Origin of the sequence: Kitasatospora indigofera (genome assembly GCF_014655955.1) — a bacterium.
Classification (GTDB): Bacteria; Actinomycetota; Actinomycetes; order Streptomycetales; family Streptomycetaceae; genus Kitasatospora; species Kitasatospora indigofera.
Genome location: NZ_BNBO01000044.1, coordinates 39,530 through 59,366 on the forward strand (window position 1 = coordinate 39,530; position 19,837 = coordinate 59,366).

The 19,837-nt window shown below is 76.0% G+C and carries 16 protein-coding genes; 11 read left to right on the top strand and 5 right to left on the bottom strand.

The annotated features are described in order from the left end of the window. The first annotated feature begins 7 nt into the window (after window positions 1-7). The 8 genes from IE329_RS29010 (at window position 8) to IE329_RS29045 (ending at window position 9,514) form a co-directional block, all read left to right on the top strand. Window positions 8-2,239: a DNA polymerase III subunit gamma and tau gene (locus IE329_RS29010; RefSeq protein ID WP_190213965.1), complete on the top strand. Its 2,232-nt coding sequence runs from the start codon at window positions 8-10 to the stop codon at window positions 2,237-2,239. A gap of 369 nt (window positions 2,240-2,608) precedes the next feature. Next, window positions 2,609-2,950 carry a YbaB/EbfC family nucleoid-associated protein gene (locus IE329_RS29015; protein ID WP_073924686.1) on the top strand — a complete coding sequence of 114 codons (342 nt, stop codon included), beginning with the start codon at window positions 2,609-2,611 and terminating at the stop codon, window positions 2,948-2,950. A gap of 392 nt (window positions 2,951-3,342) precedes the next feature. Then, complete coding sequence (gene recR / locus IE329_RS29020) at window positions 3,343-3,942, top strand: recombination mediator RecR (RefSeq protein ID WP_073924685.1); 600 nt, start codon at window positions 3,343-3,345, stop codon at window positions 3,940-3,942. Then, a complete protein-coding gene (locus IE329_RS29025) occupies window positions 3,935-4,588 on the top strand; it encodes a DUF5063 domain-containing protein (RefSeq protein WP_190213966.1) in 654 nt (217 codons plus the stop codon). Before recR ends, IE329_RS29025 begins: the two co-directional genes overlap by 8 nt. 419 nt (window positions 4,589-5,007) lie before the next feature. After that, window positions 5,008-6,288 (top strand): aspartate kinase, encoded by a 1,281-nt coding sequence (locus IE329_RS29030; RefSeq protein ID WP_073924683.1) that lies wholly within the window; start codon window positions 5,008-5,010, stop codon window positions 6,286-6,288. A gap of 356 nt (window positions 6,289-6,644) precedes the next feature. Next, the gene (locus IE329_RS29035) at window positions 6,645-7,163 is read left to right on the top strand and encodes a SigE family RNA polymerase sigma factor (RefSeq protein ID WP_073924682.1); all 519 of its coding nucleotides are present in this window, start codon (window positions 6,645-6,647) and stop codon (window positions 7,161-7,163) included. Continuing rightward, window positions 7,160-8,491: a hypothetical protein gene (locus tag IE329_RS29040; protein WP_190213967.1), complete on the top strand. Its 1,332-nt coding sequence runs from the start codon at window positions 7,160-7,162 to the stop codon at window positions 8,489-8,491. Before IE329_RS29035 ends, IE329_RS29040 begins: the two co-directional genes overlap by 4 nt. A 237-nt stretch (window positions 8,492-8,728) precedes the next feature. Further along, complete coding sequence (locus IE329_RS29045) at window positions 8,729-9,514, top strand: SURF1 family protein (RefSeq protein WP_190213968.1); 786 nt, start codon at window positions 8,729-8,731, stop codon at window positions 9,512-9,514. Window positions 9,515-9,569: 55 nt separating this feature from the next. On the opposite strand, the gene IE329_RS29050 is transcribed toward IE329_RS29045, so the two are convergent. The 4 genes from IE329_RS29050 to IE329_RS29065 form a co-directional block, all read right to left on the bottom strand. Then, on the bottom strand, window positions 9,570-10,202 hold the full coding sequence (locus IE329_RS29050; RefSeq protein WP_190213969.1) for a hypothetical protein: 633 nt from the start codon (window positions 10,200-10,202) through the stop codon (window positions 9,570-9,572). Then, window positions 10,199-12,022 (bottom strand): S9 family peptidase, encoded by a 1,824-nt coding sequence (locus IE329_RS29055; RefSeq protein ID WP_190213970.1) that lies wholly within the window; start codon window positions 12,020-12,022, stop codon window positions 10,199-10,201. The genes IE329_RS29050 and IE329_RS29055 overlap by 4 nt, the downstream gene beginning before the upstream one ends. Before the next feature lie 92 nt (window positions 12,023-12,114). Then, the gene (locus tag IE329_RS29060) at window positions 12,115-13,605 is read right to left on the bottom strand and encodes an MFS transporter (protein ID WP_190213971.1); all 1,491 of its coding nucleotides are present in this window, start codon (window positions 13,603-13,605) and stop codon (window positions 12,115-12,117) included. A 209-nt stretch (window positions 13,606-13,814) separates the two neighbouring features. Next, on the bottom strand, window positions 13,815-14,177 hold the full coding sequence (locus IE329_RS29065; RefSeq protein WP_190213972.1) for a nuclear transport factor 2 family protein: 363 nt from the start codon (window positions 14,175-14,177) through the stop codon (window positions 13,815-13,817). Window positions 14,178-14,314: 137 nt separating this feature from the next. On the opposite strand from IE329_RS29065, the gene IE329_RS29070 reads away from it, so the two are divergent. From IE329_RS29070 to IE329_RS29080, 3 genes are all read left to right on the top strand, one after another. After that, window positions 14,315-17,104: an ATP-binding protein gene (locus tag IE329_RS29070; protein ID WP_190213973.1), complete on the top strand. Its 2,790-nt coding sequence runs from the start codon at window positions 14,315-14,317 to the stop codon at window positions 17,102-17,104. A gap of 182 nt (window positions 17,105-17,286) precedes the next feature. Then, the gene (locus tag IE329_RS29075) at window positions 17,287-18,273 is read left to right on the top strand and encodes a GlxA family transcriptional regulator (protein ID WP_190213974.1); all 987 of its coding nucleotides are present in this window, start codon (window positions 17,287-17,289) and stop codon (window positions 18,271-18,273) included. Window positions 18,274-18,467: 194 nt separating this feature from the next. Further along, on the top strand, window positions 18,468-19,106 hold the full coding sequence (locus IE329_RS29080; protein WP_190213975.1) for a DJ-1/PfpI family protein: 639 nt from the start codon (window positions 18,468-18,470) through the stop codon (window positions 19,104-19,106). Between the two features lie 80 nt (window positions 19,107-19,186). Here IE329_RS29080 and IE329_RS29085 read toward each other — a convergent pair whose 3' ends face one another. Beyond that, window positions 19,187-19,816, bottom strand: coding sequence for a TIGR03086 family metal-binding protein (locus IE329_RS29085; RefSeq protein ID WP_229927851.1), 630 nt, complete (start codon window positions 19,814-19,816; stop codon window positions 19,187-19,189). Window positions 19,817-19,837: the final 21 nt, after the last annotated feature.

Here is a 19,837-nt window from a genome sequence, read left to right on the forward strand (position 1 = left end):
CGGTGGTGTGTCCCTAGCCCTGTACCGCCGCTATCGCCCCGAGACTTTCGCCGAGGTCATCGGGCAGGAGCACGTGACCGCTCCGCTCCAGCAGGCCCTGCGCAACAACAGGGTCAACCACGCCTACCTCTTCAGCGGCCCGCGCGGCTGCGGCAAGACGACGAGCGCGCGCATCCTGGCACGCTGCCTGAACTGCGCGGAGGGGCCCACGCCGACGCCGTGCGGGGTCTGCCAGTCCTGCACGGACCTGGCGACCGGCGGCCCCGGGTCGATCGACGTGATCGAGATCGACGCGGCCTCGCACGGTGGTGTGGACGACGCGCGTGACCTGCGGGAGCGGGCCTTCTTCGCGCCGGTGCACAGCCGGTACAAGATCTTCATCCTGGACGAGGCGCACATGGTGACCTCGGCCGGCTTCAACGCGCTGCTGAAGGTGGTGGAGGAGCCGCCGGAGCACCTCAAGTTCATCTTCGCCACCACGGAGCCGGAGAAGGTGATCGGGACGATCCGCTCCCGGACCCACCACTACCCGTTCCGGCTGGTGCCGCCCGGCACGCTGCGGGACTACCTGGCGCAGGTCTGCGGGCGCGAGGGCATCCAGGTCGAGGACTCGGTGTTCCCGCTGGTCGTGCGCTCCGGTGCCGGGTCCGTCCGTGACTCGATGTCGGTGATGGACCAGCTGCTGGCGGGCGCCGACGAGGCCGGCGTCACGTACACGATGGCCACGGCCCTGCTCGGGTACACGGACTCGGCGCTGCTCGACGAGGTGGTGGACGCCTTCGCCGCCCAGGACGGCGCGACGGTGTTCCAGGTCATCGACCGGGTGGTCGAGGGCGGGCACGACCCCCGGCGGTTCGTGACGGACCTGCTGGAGCGGCTGCGCGACCTGGTGATCCTCGCCACCGTCCCGGACGCGGGGGAGAAGGGCCTGATCGACGCCCCGGCGGACCGGGTCGCGGTCATGCAGGCGCAGGCGGACTCCTTCGGCGCGGCCGAGCTGAGCCGCGCGGCCGACATCGTCAACACCGGCCTGACCGAGATGCGGGGCAACGCGGCTCCCCGGCTGCAGCTGGAGCTGATCTGCGCCCGGGTGATGCTGCCCGGGGCGTACAGCGACGAGCTGTCGCTGCAGGCCCGCCTCGACAAGCTGGAGCGGCGGGCGGCCGCCGGCGGTTTCGCAGCCCAGGCACCGGCAGGGTTCGGGGCAGGAGCAGGAGCAGGGGTCGCGGCGATGCCGACGGCGGCCGCTCCGGCCGCCGCCGTGCCGCAGGCGCCCGCGCCCGCCGTACCCGCGTACCAGGCTCCCGTGCCGGCCCCCGCCCCGGCGGCCTACCCGCCGGTCGCGCCGGCCCCCGCCCCGGCCGCCCCCGAGCCCGCGGCAGCGGGGGCACCGGCCCCCGGGGCCTGGCCGATCCCGCGCAGTTTCCCGCCGGCCGGCGGGGCGCCCGCCCCGGCGCCCGCGCAGCCGGTGGCGCCGGCTCCGGTCGCCCCCGCGCCGGTGGCCGCTCCGGCCCCCGTGGTGGCGCCGCCCGGCGGCGGCCAGCCGTCGCCCGCCGCGGCGCAGGGTGCGGCGCAGATCCGGCAGATGTGGCCGCAGATCCTGGAGGCGGTGAAGAACCGCCGCCGCTTCACCTGGATCCTGCTCAGCCAGAACGGGCAGGTGGCCGGCTTCGACGGCAGCGTGCTGCAGGTCTCCTTCATCAATGCCGGCGCCCGGGACAGCTTCGTCAGCAGCAACAGCGACGACGTCCTGAAGCAGGCCCTCGCCGACGCGCTGGGCGTGGACTGGCGGATCGAGTGCATCGTCGACCCGTCCGGCGGCAGTGCGCCGCCGCCCGCCTCCGGTGGCGGTGTCGGCGGTGGTGGTGGCTGGGGCGGTGGCGCCCACGCGGCCTCGGCCGCGCCCGGACCGCTGTCGCAGGCACCGGCCGCCTTCACGCCGATGTCGACACCGGCCGCGCCGCCGCCGGCCCGGCCGGTCCAGGCCGCGCCGCCCGTCCAGCCGGTTCCCTCGGCGCAGGGCGGGCCGGGCCAGGGGCCCGGGCCGGCCCAGGGGCGGCCGTCGGACGGTCCGCCGCAACCGGCTGCGCCGCAGGCCGGCCCGGGGGCGGGGCCGGAGGACGACATGTCCGAGAACGACGGTCCGGCCCCGCAGGCCGAGGCGTTCTCCGGGCAGGAGCTGATCATCCGCGAGCTGGGCGCGACCATCCTGGAGGAGATCCACCACACGGGAGGGTGAGAGACGCGGGCGCCGTCGTCCGGTCAGCGGCGTCCAGGCGGTACCCCGGCGCCGCCGCCGCGCAGCCGAGGGCCGGGCCGCGTGCGGGCCCGGCCCAGGGCCCGGTGCGGACCGGCGGAGGCAAGGCGGAGGGACGGCAGGGGCACGGCGGAGGCACGGCAGCGGTACGACGGACGCCAGGGCACAGCCCCGGCTCGGGCCGGGGGCGGGCCGCGGCGGTTCCGCGCCGGATGGGCCCGCGCCGTTCACCCGCAGCACGTAGGCTCGCCGGTGACGTACACCGCGGTACGGGGTTCCGGGTCCGGAGCCGCCGCGTCGGCGGTGTGATGCAGGGCGTACCCGACGTCCGAACCAAGGCAGGAGTGAGCCGTGTTCCCCGGTGGTGGCCAGCCCAATATGCAGCAGCTGCTGAAGCAGGCGCAGAAGATGCAGGAGGAGCTCGCCCGGGCCCAGCAGGAGCTGGCCGAGGCGAAGGTGAGCGGTTCGGCGGGCGGTGGCCTGGTCGAGGCGACGGTGACCGGGGCCGGTGAGCTGGTGGCACTAACCATCGCGCCCGCCGCCGTGGACCCGGAGGACACCGAGACCCTGGCCGACCTGGTCCTGGCGGCCGTCCGGGACGCCAACCAGGCGGCGCAGAAGATCCAGGCCGAGCGGATGGGCCCGCTGACCCAGGGCCTGGGCGGCGGCGGCATCCCCGGTCTGCCGTTCTGACCACCCGGCTCCGGCCGGACACACCCTGCGCCGCGCGCACACCCGCCTCGCACGCCTGCCCCGCCCCGTACCTCGTCCAGGTGCGGTCAGGCCCGGTCGCTTCCGGCCGGCCGGGGGCGTCCGTTCGAACAGCGGGTGACCACGGCGACGGCATTGTGTGATTTGTGAGGGAGTCGGGCGTCGGACGGTGTGTCCGGCGCCCGATTCGTTGGATGATGGCACCGGACCTCCGGCACCCGCCGCGGGGCGGCCGGAGGCATGGCCGCTTCCCCCGTCAGGCCGGGAAGGACCGGGCAGGACGGCGGAGCACGGCAGGACGGCGGAACACCGGGCGACCGGTACCGCGGACAGGACCGGGAGACCGGACCGCAGGCACGAGGGAAGGCACGACGTTGTACGAGGGCGTGGTTCAGGACCTGATCGACGAACTGGGCAGGCTGCCCGGCGTCGGGCCCAAGAGCGCGCAGCGGATCGCCTTCCACATCCTGCAGGCCGACCCGACGGACGTCCGCCGGCTGGCGCACTCGCTGCTGGAGGTCAAGGACAAGGTCCGGTTCTGCGCGGTCTGCGGCAACGTCGCGGAGTCCGAGCGCTGCCGGGTCTGCCTGGACCCGCGGCGCGACCTCGCGGTGATCTGCGTGGTCGAGGAGTCCAAGGACGTGGTGGCGATCGAACGCACCCGGGAGTTCCGCGGCCGCTACCACGTGCTGGGCGGCGCGATCAGCCCGATCGAGGGCGTCGGCCCGGACGACCTGCGGATCCGGGAGCTGCTGGCGCGGCTCGCGGACGGCACGGTCACCGAGCTGATCCTGGCCACCGACCCCAACCTGGAGGGGGAGGCGACCGCCACCTACCTGGCCCGGCTCTGCAAGCCGATGGGCCTGAGGGTGACCCGGCTGGCGAGCGGACTGCCCGTCGGCGGGGACTTGGAGTACGCGGACGAGGTCACCCTCGGCCGGGCCTTCGAAGGGAGACGACTGCTCGATGTCTGACCAGACGCACGGTACCCACACGCACGCCCACGGCTCGGAGCCGGACGACTTCGCGGTGCAGATCGCGGACTCGGTGGAGAGCTTCGTCCTCGCGGTCACCGAGGTGGCCAAGGGCGACGAGCCCGGCAGCGCGGTCTCGCTCCTGCTGCTGGAGGTGTCGCAGCTGCTGCTGGCGGGCGGCCGGCTCGGCGCGATCGAGGACGTCGTGCCGGAAGACCGGTTCGAGCCCGACGCGGGCCCGGAGCCGGACGGCGTGGAGCTGCGCGAGCGGCTGGCCGAACTGCTGGCGCCGATCGACGTCTACCACGAGGTCTTCGACCCGTACGAGCCGCCGACCAGGCCGAACGCCTTCCGGATCTCGGACGATCTGGCCGGCGTCGTCAGCGAGCTGCAGCACGGGCTGACCCACTACCGCGAGGGCCGGGTCAGCGAGGCGCTCTGGTGGTGGCAGTTCTCGTACCTCTCCAACTGGGGCTCGACCTGTTCGGCGGTGCTGCGCGCGCTGCAGTCGCTGATCGCGCACGTCCGGCTGGACAGCCCGCTGGGCGCGGCCGAGGACGGCGCGGACACGGACGACGACGGGCTGACGGACGAGCAGCTGGAGCAGCAGGCGGGCGACCTGATGGCGGCCGAACTCGGCCTGTAGGGCCGCGGTGCTGCCGGGTGGCGCCGGGCGGCGCCGGCCCGCCGGGGCGGTGGACGCCCCGGCGGGCTCCGGAGCCCGGCCGGCGGCCGGCACGGGCTTGTGGAGGGACTGTGACGCAGGCCTCGGAAAAACTTTTCGGCGTGGGCCGGTCAAAGAATTCCGGGGCCCGCCCCTCGCCGCCCGCCGATTCTCCGGGCCCGCACCGGCCGGTCCGCAGACCTGCCCGTCGGAGTGTCGGACGGTTGACCATCAGGTGAAACAGGCGTCTCATCATATGGAAAACGGCTGGCGGGCCCGCCCTGCTCGGTAGACTGGCGCGGACCGCAGAGCCCCGGTGCACACCGGGGGTCCGGCGGCCGGCAGGCGCCACCCGCGGCTGACCCGGCCACCGGAGAACCGACACAAGTCGAGGAGCGCACGTGGGCCTTGTCGTGCAGAAGTACGGCGGCTCATCCGTTGCGGATGCCGAGGGCATCAAGCGCGTGGCCCGTCGAATCGTCGACACCAAGAAGGACGGCCATGAGGTCGTCGTCGTGGTGTCCGCGATGGGCGACACGACGGACGAGCTCATCGAACTCGCGGAGCAGGTGTCACCCATCCCTGCCGGCCGTGAGTTCGACATGCTGCTGACCGCTGGGGAGCGGATCTCCATGGCGCTGCTGGCCATGGCGATCAAATCGCTGGGTCACGAGGCCCAGTCGTTCACGGGCAGTCAGGCCGGGGTCATCACCGACTCGGTCCACAACAAGGCGCGCATCATCGACGTGACGCCCGGCCGGATCCGCACCGCCCTGGACGAGGGCAACATCGCGATCGTGGCGGGCTTCCAGGGTGTCTCGCTGTCCAGCAAGGACATCACCACCCTCGGCCGCGGCGGATCGGACACCACCGCCGTCGCCCTGGCGGCGGCGCTCAAGGCCGAGGTCTGCGAGATCTACACCGACGTGGACGGCGTCTTCAGCGCCGACCCGCGGGTGGTCAAGAAGGCTCGCAAGATCGACTGGATCGCCTACGAGGACATGCTGGAACTCGCGTCCTCCGGTTCCAAGGTGCTGCTGGACCGCTGCGTCGAGTACGCGCGCCGCTACAACATCCCGATTCACGTACGCTCGTCCTTCTCCGGGCTTCCGGGGACCATTGTCAGCAGCACCAACCCGACCAAGCCCGAAGGGGGCGAGATGGAGCAGGCCATCATCTCCGGGGTCGCCCACGACACGTCCGAGGCCAAGGTCACGGTCGTCGGCGTGCCGGACAAGCCGGGCGAGGCGGCCCGCATCTTCCGCGCCATCGCGGATGCCGAGGTCAACATCGACATGGTGGTGCAGAACGTCTCGGCGGCCGCCACCGGTCTGACCGACATCTCCTTCACCCTGCCGAAGGCCGAGGGCCAGAAGGCCATCGACGCGCTCGGCCGGGTCAAGGAGGGCATCGGCTACGAGTCGCTGCGCTACGACGACGCGATCGGCAAGATCTCCCTGGTCGGCGCCGGCATGCGCTCCAACCCGGGGGTCACCGCGACCTTCTTCGAGGCGCTCTCCGAGGCCGGCGTCAACATCGAGCTGATCTCCACCTCGGAGATCCGGATCTCGGTCGTCACCCGCGCCGACGACGTGAACGAGGCCGTCCGCGCCGTCCACTCCGCCTTCGGTCTGGACAGCGACACGGACGAGGCCGTGGTCTACGGCGGCACCGGCCGCTGAACCACCGGCCGCCGAGCCACCGGCCCGGTCCCGCCGCCCGGTGCGGCGGGGCCCGGCCCCGGCCGCACGGCCGCCGCGCCGCGTCCCGGACCGCTCGGGACCGCCGTGCACGGCCGGGCGAACCGGTACTGCCGGGCCTCTTCTGAGACAAACTGTCAGAATCCCCCTCCCACCCCTGGAGGGGGATTCGGCCTATGCGGGAGAATGTGCCGCGAGCTGGGCAACCATGACAGGGGATCGAGTGTCCAACGGGCGTGGCGAACATGGTCGGGGTAGGGGCCGGTGTCGGGGCGATGAACGTCGCGACACTGCCCCCGCGTGCCCTGCGGCCGGTGGATAGGTCGGTAGAAAGCACGATGACGGCGGTCGCAGCCGGCACGGCGGGTACCAGCGAAGACCTGCTCACCGAGACCTATCAGGCCCACTACCGCTCCCTGTTGCGGCTGGCGGCGCTGCTCCTCGACGACCTCTCCAGTTGTGAGGACGTCGTCCAGGAGGCGTTCATCCGGGTGCACGCCGCCCGCCGGCGGGTCCGCGAGCCGGAGAAGACCCTCGCCTACCTGCGGCAGACGGTGGTGAACCTCTCCAGGTCCACGCTGCGCCGGCGCATCCTCGGCCTGCGGCTGCTGCCGAAGCCGATGCCTGACATGGCCAGTGCAGAAGAAGGCGCCTACGATGCGCTGGAGCGCGACCAACTGAAGGCCGCTCTGGGGGGATTGCAACGTCGTCAGCGGGAGGTGCTGGTGCTGCGCTACTACGTGGATATGACGGAGGCGCAGGTCGCCGACACCCTGGGCATCTCGCTCGGCTCGGTGAAGGCGTACGGGTCACGGGGGCTCGCCGCGCTGCGGGTGCAGATGGAGGCGGGGCAATGACCGAGGACCACCGGCCGGCGCCCCGGCCGGCCGCCCCGCCCGGCGAACCCGGTGGACCCGGCGAGTACGGGGGCCCGGAAGACGTCCGCGGTACCGGCCGTCCCGTCGGCCCCGGCGGCCCGGGCGGCCCCGGCGCCGTGGAGGCCCCGGGGGACCTGGACGGGCCGGGCGGTCCCGACGGGCCGGGCCGCCCGGCCGCCGACGTCGCCGATCTCGCCGGCCCCGGCGGGCCGCTGTCGGCCGAGGAACTGCTCGTCCGGGACCTGATGCGGCGCTCCGTCGCCGGACTCCACCCGGACGGCACCGCGCTGGCCCGGATCCGCAGCGGGGTGCCCCGCCGCCGGGCCGTGCGCCGGGGCGTCTGGACGGGCGCCGTCGCCGTGGCGGTGGCCGCCGCGGTCGTTCTGCCCGCCCTGCACTACCCCGAGGGCCTCGGCCTCTCCGGCCCGGCCGCGGTCGGTACCGCGGACGCCACCGGCACCGTGCCCACGCCCGCCCGGACGACCGGCGGGGCCCCGGCCGGCCGGCCGAGCGGCCCCTACTCCTGGGGCGGCGCCGGCGGCACGACCGGCGGCTGGCCCGGGTCACCGAGCACGACCGCCGCGGCGAGCGCGGGCGGGACGGCGGCCGGCGCCGTCTCCGCCGGGCCGGGGGCGGGCGCGCCGTCACCGCCCGAGTGCGAGCGCGCAGATCTGGGCCAGGGCACCGCCCAGGTCGGCGAGCCGGACGCGGCGGGAGCGGTCTACGGCTCCTTCACGCTGGTTAACACCTCCGGGCGCAGCTGCGTACTGGGCGGGCCGGGCACCCTGCTGGTGAGCGCCGCGTCCGGGTCCGACCCGGCCCTGGTGAAGGTCCTGGACCACCTCGCCGGCGACGCCGCGACGGCGCTGCCGGACCCGGTGGGCATCGCCGCCGCCGGGCCGCCCGTCCTGGCGCCGAAGGCCGCGTACCGGGTGCAGTTCGGCTGGGTGCCGGGCGGCAGCTCCTGCCCGCGGCCCGGCGGGCCGGCCGCCCCGGGCCCGCAGGAGCCGGCCTCGCCGGCGCCGCGGGTGGCCGCGGACGGCCCCTCGGCCGCGCCGACGGCGGGCCTGGCGGCGGCTGCCTCCAGCTCCCCGTCGGCCGGTGCCACCAGCGCGCCCAGCCCGACCGCAAGCCCCACCGCCGGGTCGAGCGCCCCCGCCGCGAGCATCACCCTGGCGTACACCCCGGCGCCCGCCGGTGCCGTCACGGTCATGGCCGCCGTCGCGGGCGCCTGCTCCGGCACGGTCTACCGGACGGCTCCGCAGCCGGCCCCGCCCGCCCCCTCGGGCCCCACCACCACCGGCTGAGCACCGGCCGATCAGCCGGCCGCCGCGGCGGCCGAACGGCCGTCCGGCCTCGTCCGGGCTCGCCCGGCGCGTTCCGTGCAGCCCGTGCGCGGTGACGGGCGTGGCGAACGGCGTGGTGACCGGCGAGGGAACCGGGAGTGCCGGGGAGTGCCGGGAACGCACCGTCGGCCCGCCACGGACGGACAGGGCGCACCCCAGCGGTCCGGCGATCCGGGGGCACTGGTTACCGTGGGGGGTGTGTACCGGTTCCTCCTGACTCCGCGCTGGCTGAGCAGCACCGTCCTCGCCCTGGTGGCCGTCGCGGTCTGCCTCTGGCTGGGCTCCTGGCAGCTCGGCCGGTTCGAGGACCGGGTCTCCGCCCACCGGGACACCGGCGCGGCCGTGGCCGCCGCCGGGGCCGTCGCGGCGGAGCCGCTGGGCGGCGTGCTCACCGAGGCCGACCCGCAGGTCAGCACCGCCACCGTCGGCCGGAACGTGAGCGCCACCGGCAGCTTCGACGCCGGACACCAACTGCTCGTGCCGGACCGGGTGCTGGACGGCCGGCAGGGCTACTACGTGCTGACCCCGCTGCGCACCGCCGACGGCCGTACCGTCGCCGTCGTCCGGGGCTGGGCCCCGGGCGCGCCCGCAGCAGCGCCCGCGCCGCCGGCCGGCGAGGTCACCGTCACCGGGCGGCTGCAGGCGGGCGAGAGCAGCGGAAGCAACGGCGCGGTCGCAGGCGGCCTGCCGCCCGGTCAGCTCGGCACGATCAGCCGGGCCACCCTGCTCAACATGCTCCCCTACGACGGCTGGTACGACGGCTGGGTGGCCGCCGACAGCGTGCCGGCCGGCCTGACCGTGGTGCCGACCGTGCAGCCGCAGGGCGGCGACGGACTGAGCCTGCGGGCGTTCCAGAACCTCGGCTACACGCTGGAGTGGTTCGTCTTCGGCGGCTTCGTCGTCTTCATGTGGTTCCGCCTGGTGCGCCGCGAGGCGGAGGCCGAGCAGGACCGGGCCCTCGGACTGGACCCGGCCCTGGACTGAGCCCCGGCCGGCCCCGGCGAGGTGCCGGGACGGCGGGACCGCAGGAACGCCCGGGCTAGCGGGACGGCTTGACCGAGGGCGCCGGGGACGGCACGACCGGCTTCGCCGACGGGGTCGGGACCGCGGCCGCGCCGCTCGCCGACGAGGAGGGCGACGGCGAGGGGGACGAGGACGGGTACGGCGAGCTCGTCGGGTACGGGTCGTCGCAGCTGTTGTTGCCCGAGGAGTTGGTGTCGTCGTCGTGGTCGGTGTGGTGGCGCACCTTCCGCTTGCTCTTGGAGCTGCTGCTCTTCGAACCGCTGCTCTTGGAACTGCTGCTCTTGGAGCTGCTGCTCTTCGAGCTCTTCGCGAAGAGGCTCACCGAGGTCGCGCCCGCCGCCTCCGTGCCGCCGGTCGCGAGCGTCGCGTCCGCGACTGCGGCGCCTGCCCCGCCGGGCCCGGCCGGGGCGGACGCCGGCCGGCTGCTGAACACCGCCGGGTGCACCGCGCCCGCGCCGCCGAACGCCGCCCTGGTGGCCGTCGGGACGGCCGGCGTCCGGCTCGGCGACGGGGCGGCCGACGGTGTGGCCGCGGGCGTGAAGACCTGCCGGGTGTCCGGGCAGGCCTGCGCGTCCTCGCCGGCGCAGCCGGTCAGGGCCAGCGCGGCGACGGCTATCACCACGGCCGCCGGCCCGGTGCGGTTCCTCATCGGTTCTCCCCCATGTCCAGGTGCCGCAGCGCGAAGTCGATCTCCAGCCGCAGCTGCCTGATCCGCTCGTCGACCACGAGCGAACCGTGGCCGGCATCGTAGCGGTACACCTCGTGCGGCCGGCCCAGCTGCTCCAGCCGCTCGACGTAGTTCTCGATCTGGCGGATCGGGCAGCGCGGGTCGTTCAGCCCGGCGCTGATGTACACCGGCACCCGGACCCGCTCGACGTACGTCAGCGGCGAGGACGCCGCCCAGCGCTCCGGCACCTCCTCCGGCGTCCCGCCGAAGAGCGTACGGTCCAGCGACTTGAGCGCCTCCATCTCGTCGCCGTACGCGGTGAGGTAGTCCGCGACGGGGACGGCGGCCAGGCCGAGCGACCAGTCCTCCGGCTGCACACCGAGCCCGAGCAGGGTCAGGTAGCCGCCCCAGGAGCCGCCGGAGAGCACCAGCCGCGCCGGGTCGGCGAGGCCGCTCGCCACCGCCCACGCGCGGACGGCGCCGATGTCCTCCAGCTCGATCAGCCCGACCCGCTCGCGCAGCGCGTCCGTCCAGGCCTGCCCGTAGCCGGTGGAGCCCCGGTAGTTGACCCGGACGACTGCGAAACCGTGGTCCAGCCAGGCGGCGGGGCCGGCCGCGAAGGAGTCGCTGTCGTGGTGGGTCGGACCGCCGTGGATCTCGAAGACGGTGGGGTGCGGGCCCTCGCCCGCCGGGCGCTGCACCAGCGCGTGCACCCGCCCGCCGGGGCCGTCCACCCAGACGTCCTCGACCGGCACCGACCCGGGCGGCACCTCGCCCGGTGCCCGCAGCACCACCGCGCCCGAGGTCGAGCGGACCGCCGAGGGCTCGGCGGCGGAGGACCAGAGGAACTCCACCGAGCCGTCCGGGCGGGCGGTGGCCCCGCCGACCGTGCCGCGCGGGGTGGCCAGCCTGGTCAGCAGCCCCTGCTCCAGGTCGTAGGAGAACAGCTCGCTGCGGGCCTCGAACTCGTGCTCCACCAGCAGGGACCGGGCACCCGGCCGCCACTGCGCGGTGACGTCGCCCGGCAGCTCGCGCCCGTCCTCGTCGCGCAGCACCAGTTCGGTCTCGGCGCCGGTCAGGACGTCCCAGAGCATCGGCTCCCAGCGGCCGCGGCGCTGGTGGGCCACCAGCATCCGGGAGTCGCCCTCGGCCGGGGCGAAGCCCAGGCAGGCCACCCCGCGCGGCTCGTCGTGGCCGGTCACCTCGTCCAGCTCGGCGACCGTCGCGCCGTCGGCCAGCCGGAGCACCCGCAGCGCGGAGTGCATCGCGTCGCCGTGCTCGGTGTGGTCGACGGCGAGCAGCGTGCTGTCGTGGGACAGGTCGCCGATGCCGCCGTACTCCTCGTGCCGGTAGATCTCCTCCGGCTCGGCGGCGCCGGGCCGGCGCAGGTGCAGGGTGGTGCCGTCCTCGTCGGTGGAGCGGCCGACCACCACGGTGCCGTCCCGGCCCAGGGCCAGGCCCGCCGACCAGGAGGCGGCCAGGCCGGGGACGGCCGGCTCGTCCGGTCCGCCGGCGAACGGCTGCCGGCGCCAGACGCCGAACTCGTCGCCGTCGCTGTCGTCGAACCACCAGATCCACTCGCCGTCCGGGGACAGCTCCGCGTCGGTGGTGCCGTTCGGCCGGTCGGTCACCCGGCGGTGGACGCCGGTGGCGCGGTCCCAGGCGTACACCTCGTACGTGCCGGTCGCGTTCGACACGTACAGGGACCGGTCGGGGGCGTCCTCGGCCCAGTCCGGCAGGGAGACCCGCGCCGCCCTGAACCGCTGCTCCCAGACCGGCACCGCGCTCTTGTCGTCACTCATCCGCCCATCCAACCCGATGCGCGGAGGTGATCGGAACGCCGGAGGCCCCGGCAGGGGCTGCCGGGACCGCGGGGCGGGGAGGGCCGGGCCGGTCAGGCGGACGGTCGGGCGCCCCCGGCCGGTGCCGTAACGGCGGGGGCCGGGCCGGTGCGGGGCAGCAGCTGGACCAGCGCCGCCAGCACGAGCTCCAGCACCGCCAGGGCCGCCACGCTCAGCTCGAAGCCCCGCGGGAACCCGTCGGCGCCGTAGAAGACGATGCCGATCAGCGCGATCCCGAGCGCCCCGCCGACCTGCTGGACGGTCGCCAGCACCCCCGCGGCCGAGCCGACCAGCTCGGGGGCGACCCTGGTCAGCACCGTCGTGGTCACCGGGGCGATCACCATCCCCATCCCGAGGCCGTCCACGAACAGGCCCGGCGCGAGCCACCAGACGCTGCCGGTGGTCCCCGCCCCGTAGGCGGCCAGGCCGATCAGCCCCAGGCCGGCGGCCATCAGCAGCGCGCCCACCGCCACCACCTGGCGCCCGATCCGGGCGGCCAGCCGGTCCGCGGTGACCGAGGTCAGCAGGTACCCGAGGCCGATCGCGGTGAACACCAGGCCGGCGCCGAGCGCGTCCAGGCCGCGACCCTGCTGCAGGTAGAGGGCGAGCACCAGGAAGAAGGAGGCCTGGCCGAGCCAGAACGCCAGCTGGGCGAGGATCCCGGCGGCGAAGGCACGCTCGCGGAACAGCCGGGTGTCCACCAGCGGGGAGGCGCTGAGCCGGTGCTGGTGCACCCCGAAGGCGGCCAGCAGGACGGCCGAGCCGCCCAGGCAGAGCCAGGTCCACAGCGGCCAGCCCTGCTCCCGGCCCTGGATCAGCGGCAGCACCAGGGTGGTGAGGGCGAGGGTGACCAGGACGACGCCGGCCGGGTCCAGCCCGGGGCGCCGCGGCGCGCGGGACTCGGGCAGGCAGCGGCGCACCAGCAGCAGGGCGGCCAGGCCGACCGGCAGGTTGATCAGGAAGCAGGTCCGCCAGTCCAGGCCGAACAGGTCGGCCCGGATCAGCAGGCCGCCGATCAGCTGCCCGAACACCGCGCCGACCCCCAGCGTCAGCCCGTACATCGCGAACGCCCTGGCCTGCGCGGCGCCGCTGAACGCCGTCCGCAGGATGGCGAGCACCTGCGGGCCCGTCAGTGCGGCGGCCAGCCCCTGCAGCACCCGGGCGGCGACCAGCGCGCCCGCCGTCGGGGCCAGCCCGCAGCCGGCCGAGGCGAGGGTGAACAGCGCCAGCCCGAGGGCGAACACCCGGCGGCGCCCGTAGCGGTCGCCCAGCCGCCCGGCCGTGACCAGCCCGGCGGCCAGGGCCAGCCCGAATCCGGCGATCACCCACTGCACGGCGGCCGGTCCGGCGCGCAGGTCGACCTGCACGGACGGGACGGCGACGTTGACGATGAAGAAGTCGAGGGCGGTCATGAAGGTCGCGGTCAGGACGACCGGGAGCAGGCCCCGGGCGGGGCGTCCGGCCGGGGCCGGTGCGGGGTGCGTGCCCGGGGCCGGGGACTCGGGCCGGGGGACCGGCCGGGTGCTGCGCAGGATGCTGCTCATCGCGGGACTCTCCTCGGTGCCGGGCTCTTCGCGGGCCCCGGGCCCGGCCTGGGGCTGGGTCCAGGGCCGGGGTCGGGAACGGGGGGTGGGGTTGGGGGCGGGGACTGGGCCGGGCCCGGGGGACGCTTGGGGCGTCCCCCGATGGGGCGTCCCCCGATGGGGCGTCCCCCGATGGGGCGTCCCCCGATGGGGCATCACGCGGTGGGGCATCACGCGGTGGGGACGCGGTCCAGAAAGCCGAGCACCGACGCGACCCGGCCCTCGGGGTCCGCCACCAGGACGTCGAAGCCGACGATCAGCGCCTCCGCCCCGGCAGGTCCCAGGTCCCAGGTGAACCGGGCCAGGTTGTGGTGCGCGTCCACGGTGCCGAGGGTGAACACCAGCCCCGGGAACTGCGCCCGGGCCGCGCCGATCGCCGCCGAGATCGCGTCCGGGCCGGTGACGGCCATCAGCGGGTCGGTGTACTCGCCGTCCTCGCTCCACAGGTCGCCCACCAGCTTGCGGCGGACGTCGGCGTCGGCCTCGTTCCAGGTGGCGATGTAGCGCTCGGCCAGCTGCTGGAGATCCGTCATGGTCCTGCTCCCTCGTCCTCGGTGGCGGGCCGTTCCCGCTGGTCAAAAAGGTACGGAGATCGCCCGCCGGCCGAATCGGTCACGCATCGGTAATCGCCGTCGGTCCTACCGGCGTTGAGGTCGGTAGGGTCGGGGGCATGCTGTACGGGAGGGGTGCGGAGCAGGCCGCCATCGGCCGCCTGCTGGACGAGGCGCGGGGCGGCCGCAGCGGGGTGCTGGTGCTGCGCGGCGAGCCGGGCATCGGCAAGACGGCGCTGCTGGAGCACGCCGCGTCGGCCGCCGGGCCGGACTTCCGGGTGATCCGGGCGACCGGGGTCGAGTACGAGGCGGAACTCCCTTTCGCCGGGCTCACCTTGCTGCTCGCGCCCGGGCTGGACCGGCTGCCCGCCCTGCCCGGGCCGCAGCGCCGGGCGCTGGAGGGCGCCTTCGGGCTGGCCGAGGAGTCCGGGCCGGCCGCCGGCCGGTTGCTGACCGGCCTGGCCACCCTCGGCCTGCTGGCCGAAATGGCCGCCGAGAAGCCGCTGTTGTGCCTGCTGGACGACGCCCAGTGGCTGGACGGCTCCTCCGCCGAGGCGCTGCTGCTGGCCGCCCGGCGGCTCCAGGCGGAGGGCGTCGTGCTGCTGCTGGCCGCCCGCGACGACGAGGGCGCGTTCCCGGCGGCCGGCCTGCCGGAGCTGCGGCTCGCGGGGCTGGACGAGGCGGCCGCCGCCGAACTGCTCGCAGCCCCGGCCGGGTTCGCAGCCCCGGCCGGATCGGCCGATCGTCCGGCCGGCTCCGCCGACGCTCCCGCCGGCGGCGCCGGCCGGGTGCCGCCGGACGTCCGGCGCCGGGTGCTGGCCGAGGCCCGGGGCAACCCGCTGGCCCTGACCGAGCTGCCCGCGGCGCTGGCCGCCGAACCGGCCGGCAGCGCCGGCTCCGGCAGCCTGCCGCTCACCAGCCGGCTCCAACTCGCCTTCCACGGAAGGGTCAGCGGACTGCCCGCCGCCACCCAGACGCTGCTGCTGGCCGCCGCCGCCGAGGAGGCCGGCGACCTGGCGGCCGTCCTGCGCGCGGCCACCGCGCTCGGCGCCGGCCCCGACGCCCTGGCCCCCGCCGAGCAGGCCGGCCTGGTCCGGATCACCGGCCCGGAGGGCGCCGCCGTGCTGGCCTTCCGGCATCCGCTGGTCAGGGCCGCGATCCTGCACCGCGCGCCGCTGCAGCAGCGTTCGGCGGCGCACCGGGCCCTGGGCGAGGCCCTGGAGGACGGCGACCGCCGTACCTGGCACCTGGCGCTCGCCGCCACCGCCCCCGACGCGGCCCTCGCGGACGCCCTGGAGCGGACCGCCGAGCGTGCCGAGGCCCGGGGCGGGCACGGCGCCGCCTCCACCGCGTACGAGCGGGCCGCCCGGCTCACCCCGGACCGCGACGGCGCCACCCGCCGGCTGGTGCTGGCTGCCGAAGCCGCCACCGAGGAAGGCCGGTTGGAGCACGCCGAGGCACTGGCGGAGCGGGCCGGCGCCCGCACCGACGACCCCTTCGCGCACGCGATGATCGCGCACGTCCGGGCCACCGCCCACTTCTGGCGCGGCGACCACCCGGCCGCGTACCGCCTGCTGCTGGACGCTTGCACCCCCGGCATCGAGGCCTCGCACGCCGCCCGGATGCTCTTCCAGGCCTTCCACGCGGCCTGGTACGTCGGCGAGGAGCCGGTGGGCGCCGTCCTCGACCGGCTGGCGGACCTGCGGCTGCCGGCGGGGGAGCCGGCCGCGCCGCTCGTCCGCCACCTGCTGGCCGGGACCCTCCCGCTGCTCGGCCGCCCCGCGCCGCCCCTGCCGTCCGCCCGCGAGACGGCCGCCGAGGCGCGCCGGGCCGGCGCCGTCCCCAGCGACCTGGTGCAGCTCTGCGGCGCGACGCTGATCCTCGGCCGGGACGACGAGACCTACGAGCTCGCCGCCGGGCTCGCCACCGAGGCCCGGGCCAAGGGCGCCGTCGGCATGCTGCCCACCGTGCAGTTCTTCCTCGCCGAGGCCGAGCTCTTCCACGGGCGCCACCGGGACGCCGAGGTCACCGCGACCGAGGCGCTCGCCCTCGCCGAGGACACCGGCCAGCGCCAGTGGGTCAGCCAACTCGGCTCACTGCTGGCCTATCTGGCGGCGGTGCGCGGGGACGCCGACAGCTGCGCGGCCCTGGTCCGCCGGGCCCTCGCCGGAGCGGGGCCGGGCGGCGCCCCGCCGGCCGGCGAGCCGTGGGCGCAGTGGGCGCTCGCCCTGCTCGACCTGGGCCGGGGCCGGGCCGGCGAGGCCGCCGACCGGCTCCGGCCGCTGACCACCGGCCGTCACCGCCACCACGTCGGCGCCACCCGCGCCGTCCCCGACCTGGTCGAGGCCGCCGTCCGGCTGGGCACCCCCGAGTCGGCCGCCGAACCGTACGAGCGCTTCGCCCGCTGGGCCGCCGCCACCGGGCAGCCCTGGGCCCACGCGCTGCGGCTGCGCTGCCAGGCCCTGCTCGGCCCGGACGAGCTCGCCGAATCCGGCTACCTGGCCGCCCTGGAGCTCCACCGGGACTCCGGCCGCCCCTTCGAGCAGGGCCGCACCGCGCTGCTCTACGGCGAGTGGCTGCGTCGCGAGCGCCGCCGCACCGACGCCCGTCCGCACCTGCGCGCCGCGCTCGAAGCCTTCGACCTGCTCGGCGCCCGGCCCTGGGCTGAGCGGGCCCGCACCGAGCTGACCGCCACCGGTACGCCCGCCCCCGCCGGACCCGCCGGCGGCCCGCTCGCGGTGCTCACCCCGCAGGAACTCCAGATCGTCCGCCTGGCCGCGCAGGGCCGGTCCAACCGCGACATCGCCGCCCAGCTGTTCCTCAGCCCGCGCACGGTCGGCCACCACCTGTACAAGGCCTACCCGAAGCTCGGCGTCGCCTCCCGCGGCGAACTCGCCGGACTGCTCTGAGGGTTCCGGCCCGCTGAGGGTGCTCGCCGGCGCCGGCGGGAGGTGCCCGGCGCCGACGGCAGGACGGCCCGACGGCAGGACGGCCGGACGGCAGGAGGGCCGGACGGCAGGCCCGGCCGATGGCAGGAATGGTGGGAAGCACGTCATTGCTGCCGTCCCGGACCGCTGCGAGGCTGGGGCGCATGACGACCCGCACCGTGCTGATCGTCCTCTTCGAGGGCGTGCAGAGCCTCGACGTGACCGGCCCGCTGGAGGTGTTCGCCGGGGCCGGCGCGGCCGCCGGGCAGGCCGGGAGCTACCGGGTGCGGACGGCGGGGCCCGCCGGCCGGCCGGTCCGGACGAGCAGCGGGCTGCGTCTGCTGCCCGACCTCGATCTGGACCTCGACCCCGACGCCGGTCCCGACACCGGCCTCGACGGGCCGCCGCACACCCTGCTGGTGCCCGGCGGTGACGGCACCGCCGACCCCGATCCGGCGCTGGTCCGGCGGATCGCCCGATTGGCCGCGGGGGCCGAGCGGGTGGTGTCGGTCTGCACCGGTGCCTTCCTGCTCGCGGAGGCCGGCCTGCTGGCCGGCCGGCGGGCGACCACCCACTGGGCGTACTGCGACGCGCTGGCCCGGCGGTACCCGGACACCGAGGTCGATCCCGAGCCGATCTACGTCCGGGACGGGCGCATCGCCAGTTCGGCCGGGGTGACGGCGGGCATCGACCTGGCGCTCGCCCTGGTCGAGGAGGACCACGGCCGGGACGTGGCGCTGCTGGTCGCCCGGCACCTGGTGATGTTCCTGCGCCGGCCCGGCGGGCAGGCGCAGTTCAGCGTGCAGCTGGCCGCGCAGGTCGCGCAGCGCAGCCCGTTGCGCGAGGTCCAGCGCTGGATCGCCGAGCACCCCGGCGGCGACCTCTCGGTGGACGCGCTGGCCGCCCGCGCGGCGCTGTCACCTCGCCAGTTCGCCCGGGTCTTCAAGGCCGAGGTCGGGGTCAGCCCGGGCCAGTACGTGGACGGTGTCCGGCTGGAGGCCGCCCGGCGCCGGCTGGAGGACAGCGCGAGCGGGATCGAGGAGATCGCCCGGGCCTGCGGCTACGGCACCGCCGAGGGGATGCGGCGGGCCTTCGTCCGGACCCTGGCCGTGCCCCCGGTGGAGTACCGCCGCCGGTTCCGGCCCGCCTGATCCGCCTGACCCGCCTGACCCGTCCGGCCTCCCTGACCCGCCTGACCCGACTGACCGGCCTGACCGGCCTGGCCCGTCCGCCCGGCCCGGCGTACCCACCTGCCCGCGCGGGCCCCGGCCGCGGACAGCCGGCTCGTCCCACCTGCCCGCCCGGTTCCGGCCCACCCGACCACCTTCACCGAGGGAGACCCCCGATGCAGATCGCCGTCCTGCTCTACGACCGCTTCACCGCGCTCGACGCCGTCGGCCCGTACGAGGTCCTCGGCCGGATCCCCGGCGCCGAGGTGGTCTTCGCGGCCGCCCGGCCGGGGCCGGTCCGCACCGACCTGGGCACCCTGGCCGTGACGGCCGACGCCGCACTGTCCGAGGTGACCTCGCCGGACGTCCTGCTCGTCCCGGGCGGTCCGGGCACCGCCGACGTCCTGGCCGACCCGGCCACGCTGGACTGGATCCGGCAGGTCGACGCCGGCACCACCTGGACCACCTCGGTCTGTTCGGGCTCCCTGCTGCTCGGCGCGGCCGGACTGCTCCTCGGCCGCCGGGCCACCTCGCACTGGATCAGCCTGGAGCACCTCCCGGCCTTCGGGGCCGTCCCCACGGCCGAGCGGGTCGTCGTGGACGGCAAGTACGCCACCGCCGCCGGGGTTTCGGCCGGCATCGACCTCGCCCTGGAACTCGCCGGCCGGATCGCGGGTGACGAGACCGCCCGGGCGATCCAACTGGTGGTGGAGTACGACCCGCGGCCGCCGTACGACGCCGGGTCCGTCGCCACCGCGCCCGCCGGGCTGGTGGCGGCCCTGCGCGCGAGCGACCTGGTGGTCGGCGCTCCCTGAGACCGGCGCGCCCTGGGACCGGCGCCGGGCGGGGCACCGGCTCCTTCCGGTGCCCCGCCCGCCCGGGGCGGAGGCGTGGTTCAGGCGGTCCAGGCCGGGTCCCGGCCGGAGAGGGCGAGTGCCCGGTCCATGGCGGGCGCCGTGCCGGGCACCGTCACCGGCTCGCCGAAGCCCCCGTACTTCAGGTAGAGCTCCGCGTTCTCCTCGACCACCCTGAGCACCGCCTCGGCGGCCTCCGGGGAGCACCGGAACTCCTGGCCGGTCGCCCGGGCCACGTCCCAGCCGTGCAGGACCAGCTCCGCCAGCAGCAGGGCGGCGAGCGCCGGGGCCGGTGTGCGGCCGCCGCCGCTGTCGATCTCGCCCTCCCAGACGGCCGGGTCGGCCCAGGCGGCCACGGCCCGGTCCAGCTGGCCGGCGTAGGCCGCGGCCCAGCCGTCCTCGGCGGTGAAGTCGCGGGTCAGCAGTTCGTCCGGGATCGGCTCCCGCCGGGCCCGGAGCTCCAGGCCGTGCGAGGAGTACAGCACCCAGTGGTTGACCAGGGTGCGGGTGTCGTAGTCGGTGCAGGGCGTGGCGGCGGGGAGCTGTTCGGGGCTGATGCCGCGGGCCACCCGGGCGGCCTCGGCGGCGCCTTCGGCCAGCGCCCGGTGCAGCTGCTCGTCCATCGCCCGTCCCGGAGCCGCCGGCCCGGCCTGCTCGGTTCTCTGGTTCATGGGGCGACCGTAGGCAGCCCG

Coding starts and splice junctions, on each gene's coding strand:
- IE329_RS29025 (WP_190213966.1), top strand. CDS start 3,935: ATGTCTGACCAGACGCACGGTACCCACACGCACGCCCACGGCTCGGAG.
- IE329_RS29035 (WP_073924682.1), top strand. CDS start 6,645: ATGACGGCGGTCGCAGCCGGCACGGCGGGTACCAGCGAAGACCTGCTC.
- IE329_RS29040 (WP_190213967.1), top strand. CDS start 7,160: ATGACCGAGGACCACCGGCCGGCGCCCCGGCCGGCCGCCCCGCCCGGC.
- IE329_RS29050 (WP_190213969.1), bottom strand. CDS start 10,202: ATGAGGAACCGCACCGGGCCGGCGGCCGTGGTGATAGCCGTCGCCGCG.
- IE329_RS29055 (WP_190213970.1), bottom strand. CDS start 12,022: ATGAGTGACGACAAGAGCGCGGTGCCGGTCTGGGAGCAGCGGTTCAGG.
- IE329_RS29060 (WP_190213971.1), bottom strand. CDS start 13,605: ATGAGCAGCATCCTGCGCAGCACCCGGCCGGTCCCCCGGCCCGAGTCC.
- IE329_RS29065 (WP_190213972.1), bottom strand. CDS start 14,177: ATGACGGATCTCCAGCAGCTGGCCGAGCGCTACATCGCCACCTGGAAC.
- IE329_RS29070 (WP_190213973.1), top strand. CDS start 14,315: ATGCTGTACGGGAGGGGTGCGGAGCAGGCCGCCATCGGCCGCCTGCTG.
- IE329_RS29075 (WP_190213974.1), top strand. CDS start 17,287: ATGACGACCCGCACCGTGCTGATCGTCCTCTTCGAGGGCGTGCAGAGC.
- IE329_RS29080 (WP_190213975.1), top strand. CDS start 18,468: ATGCAGATCGCCGTCCTGCTCTACGACCGCTTCACCGCGCTCGACGCC.
- IE329_RS29085 (WP_229927851.1), bottom strand. CDS start 19,816: ATGAACCAGAGAACCGAGCAGGCCGGGCCGGCGGCTCCGGGACGGGCG.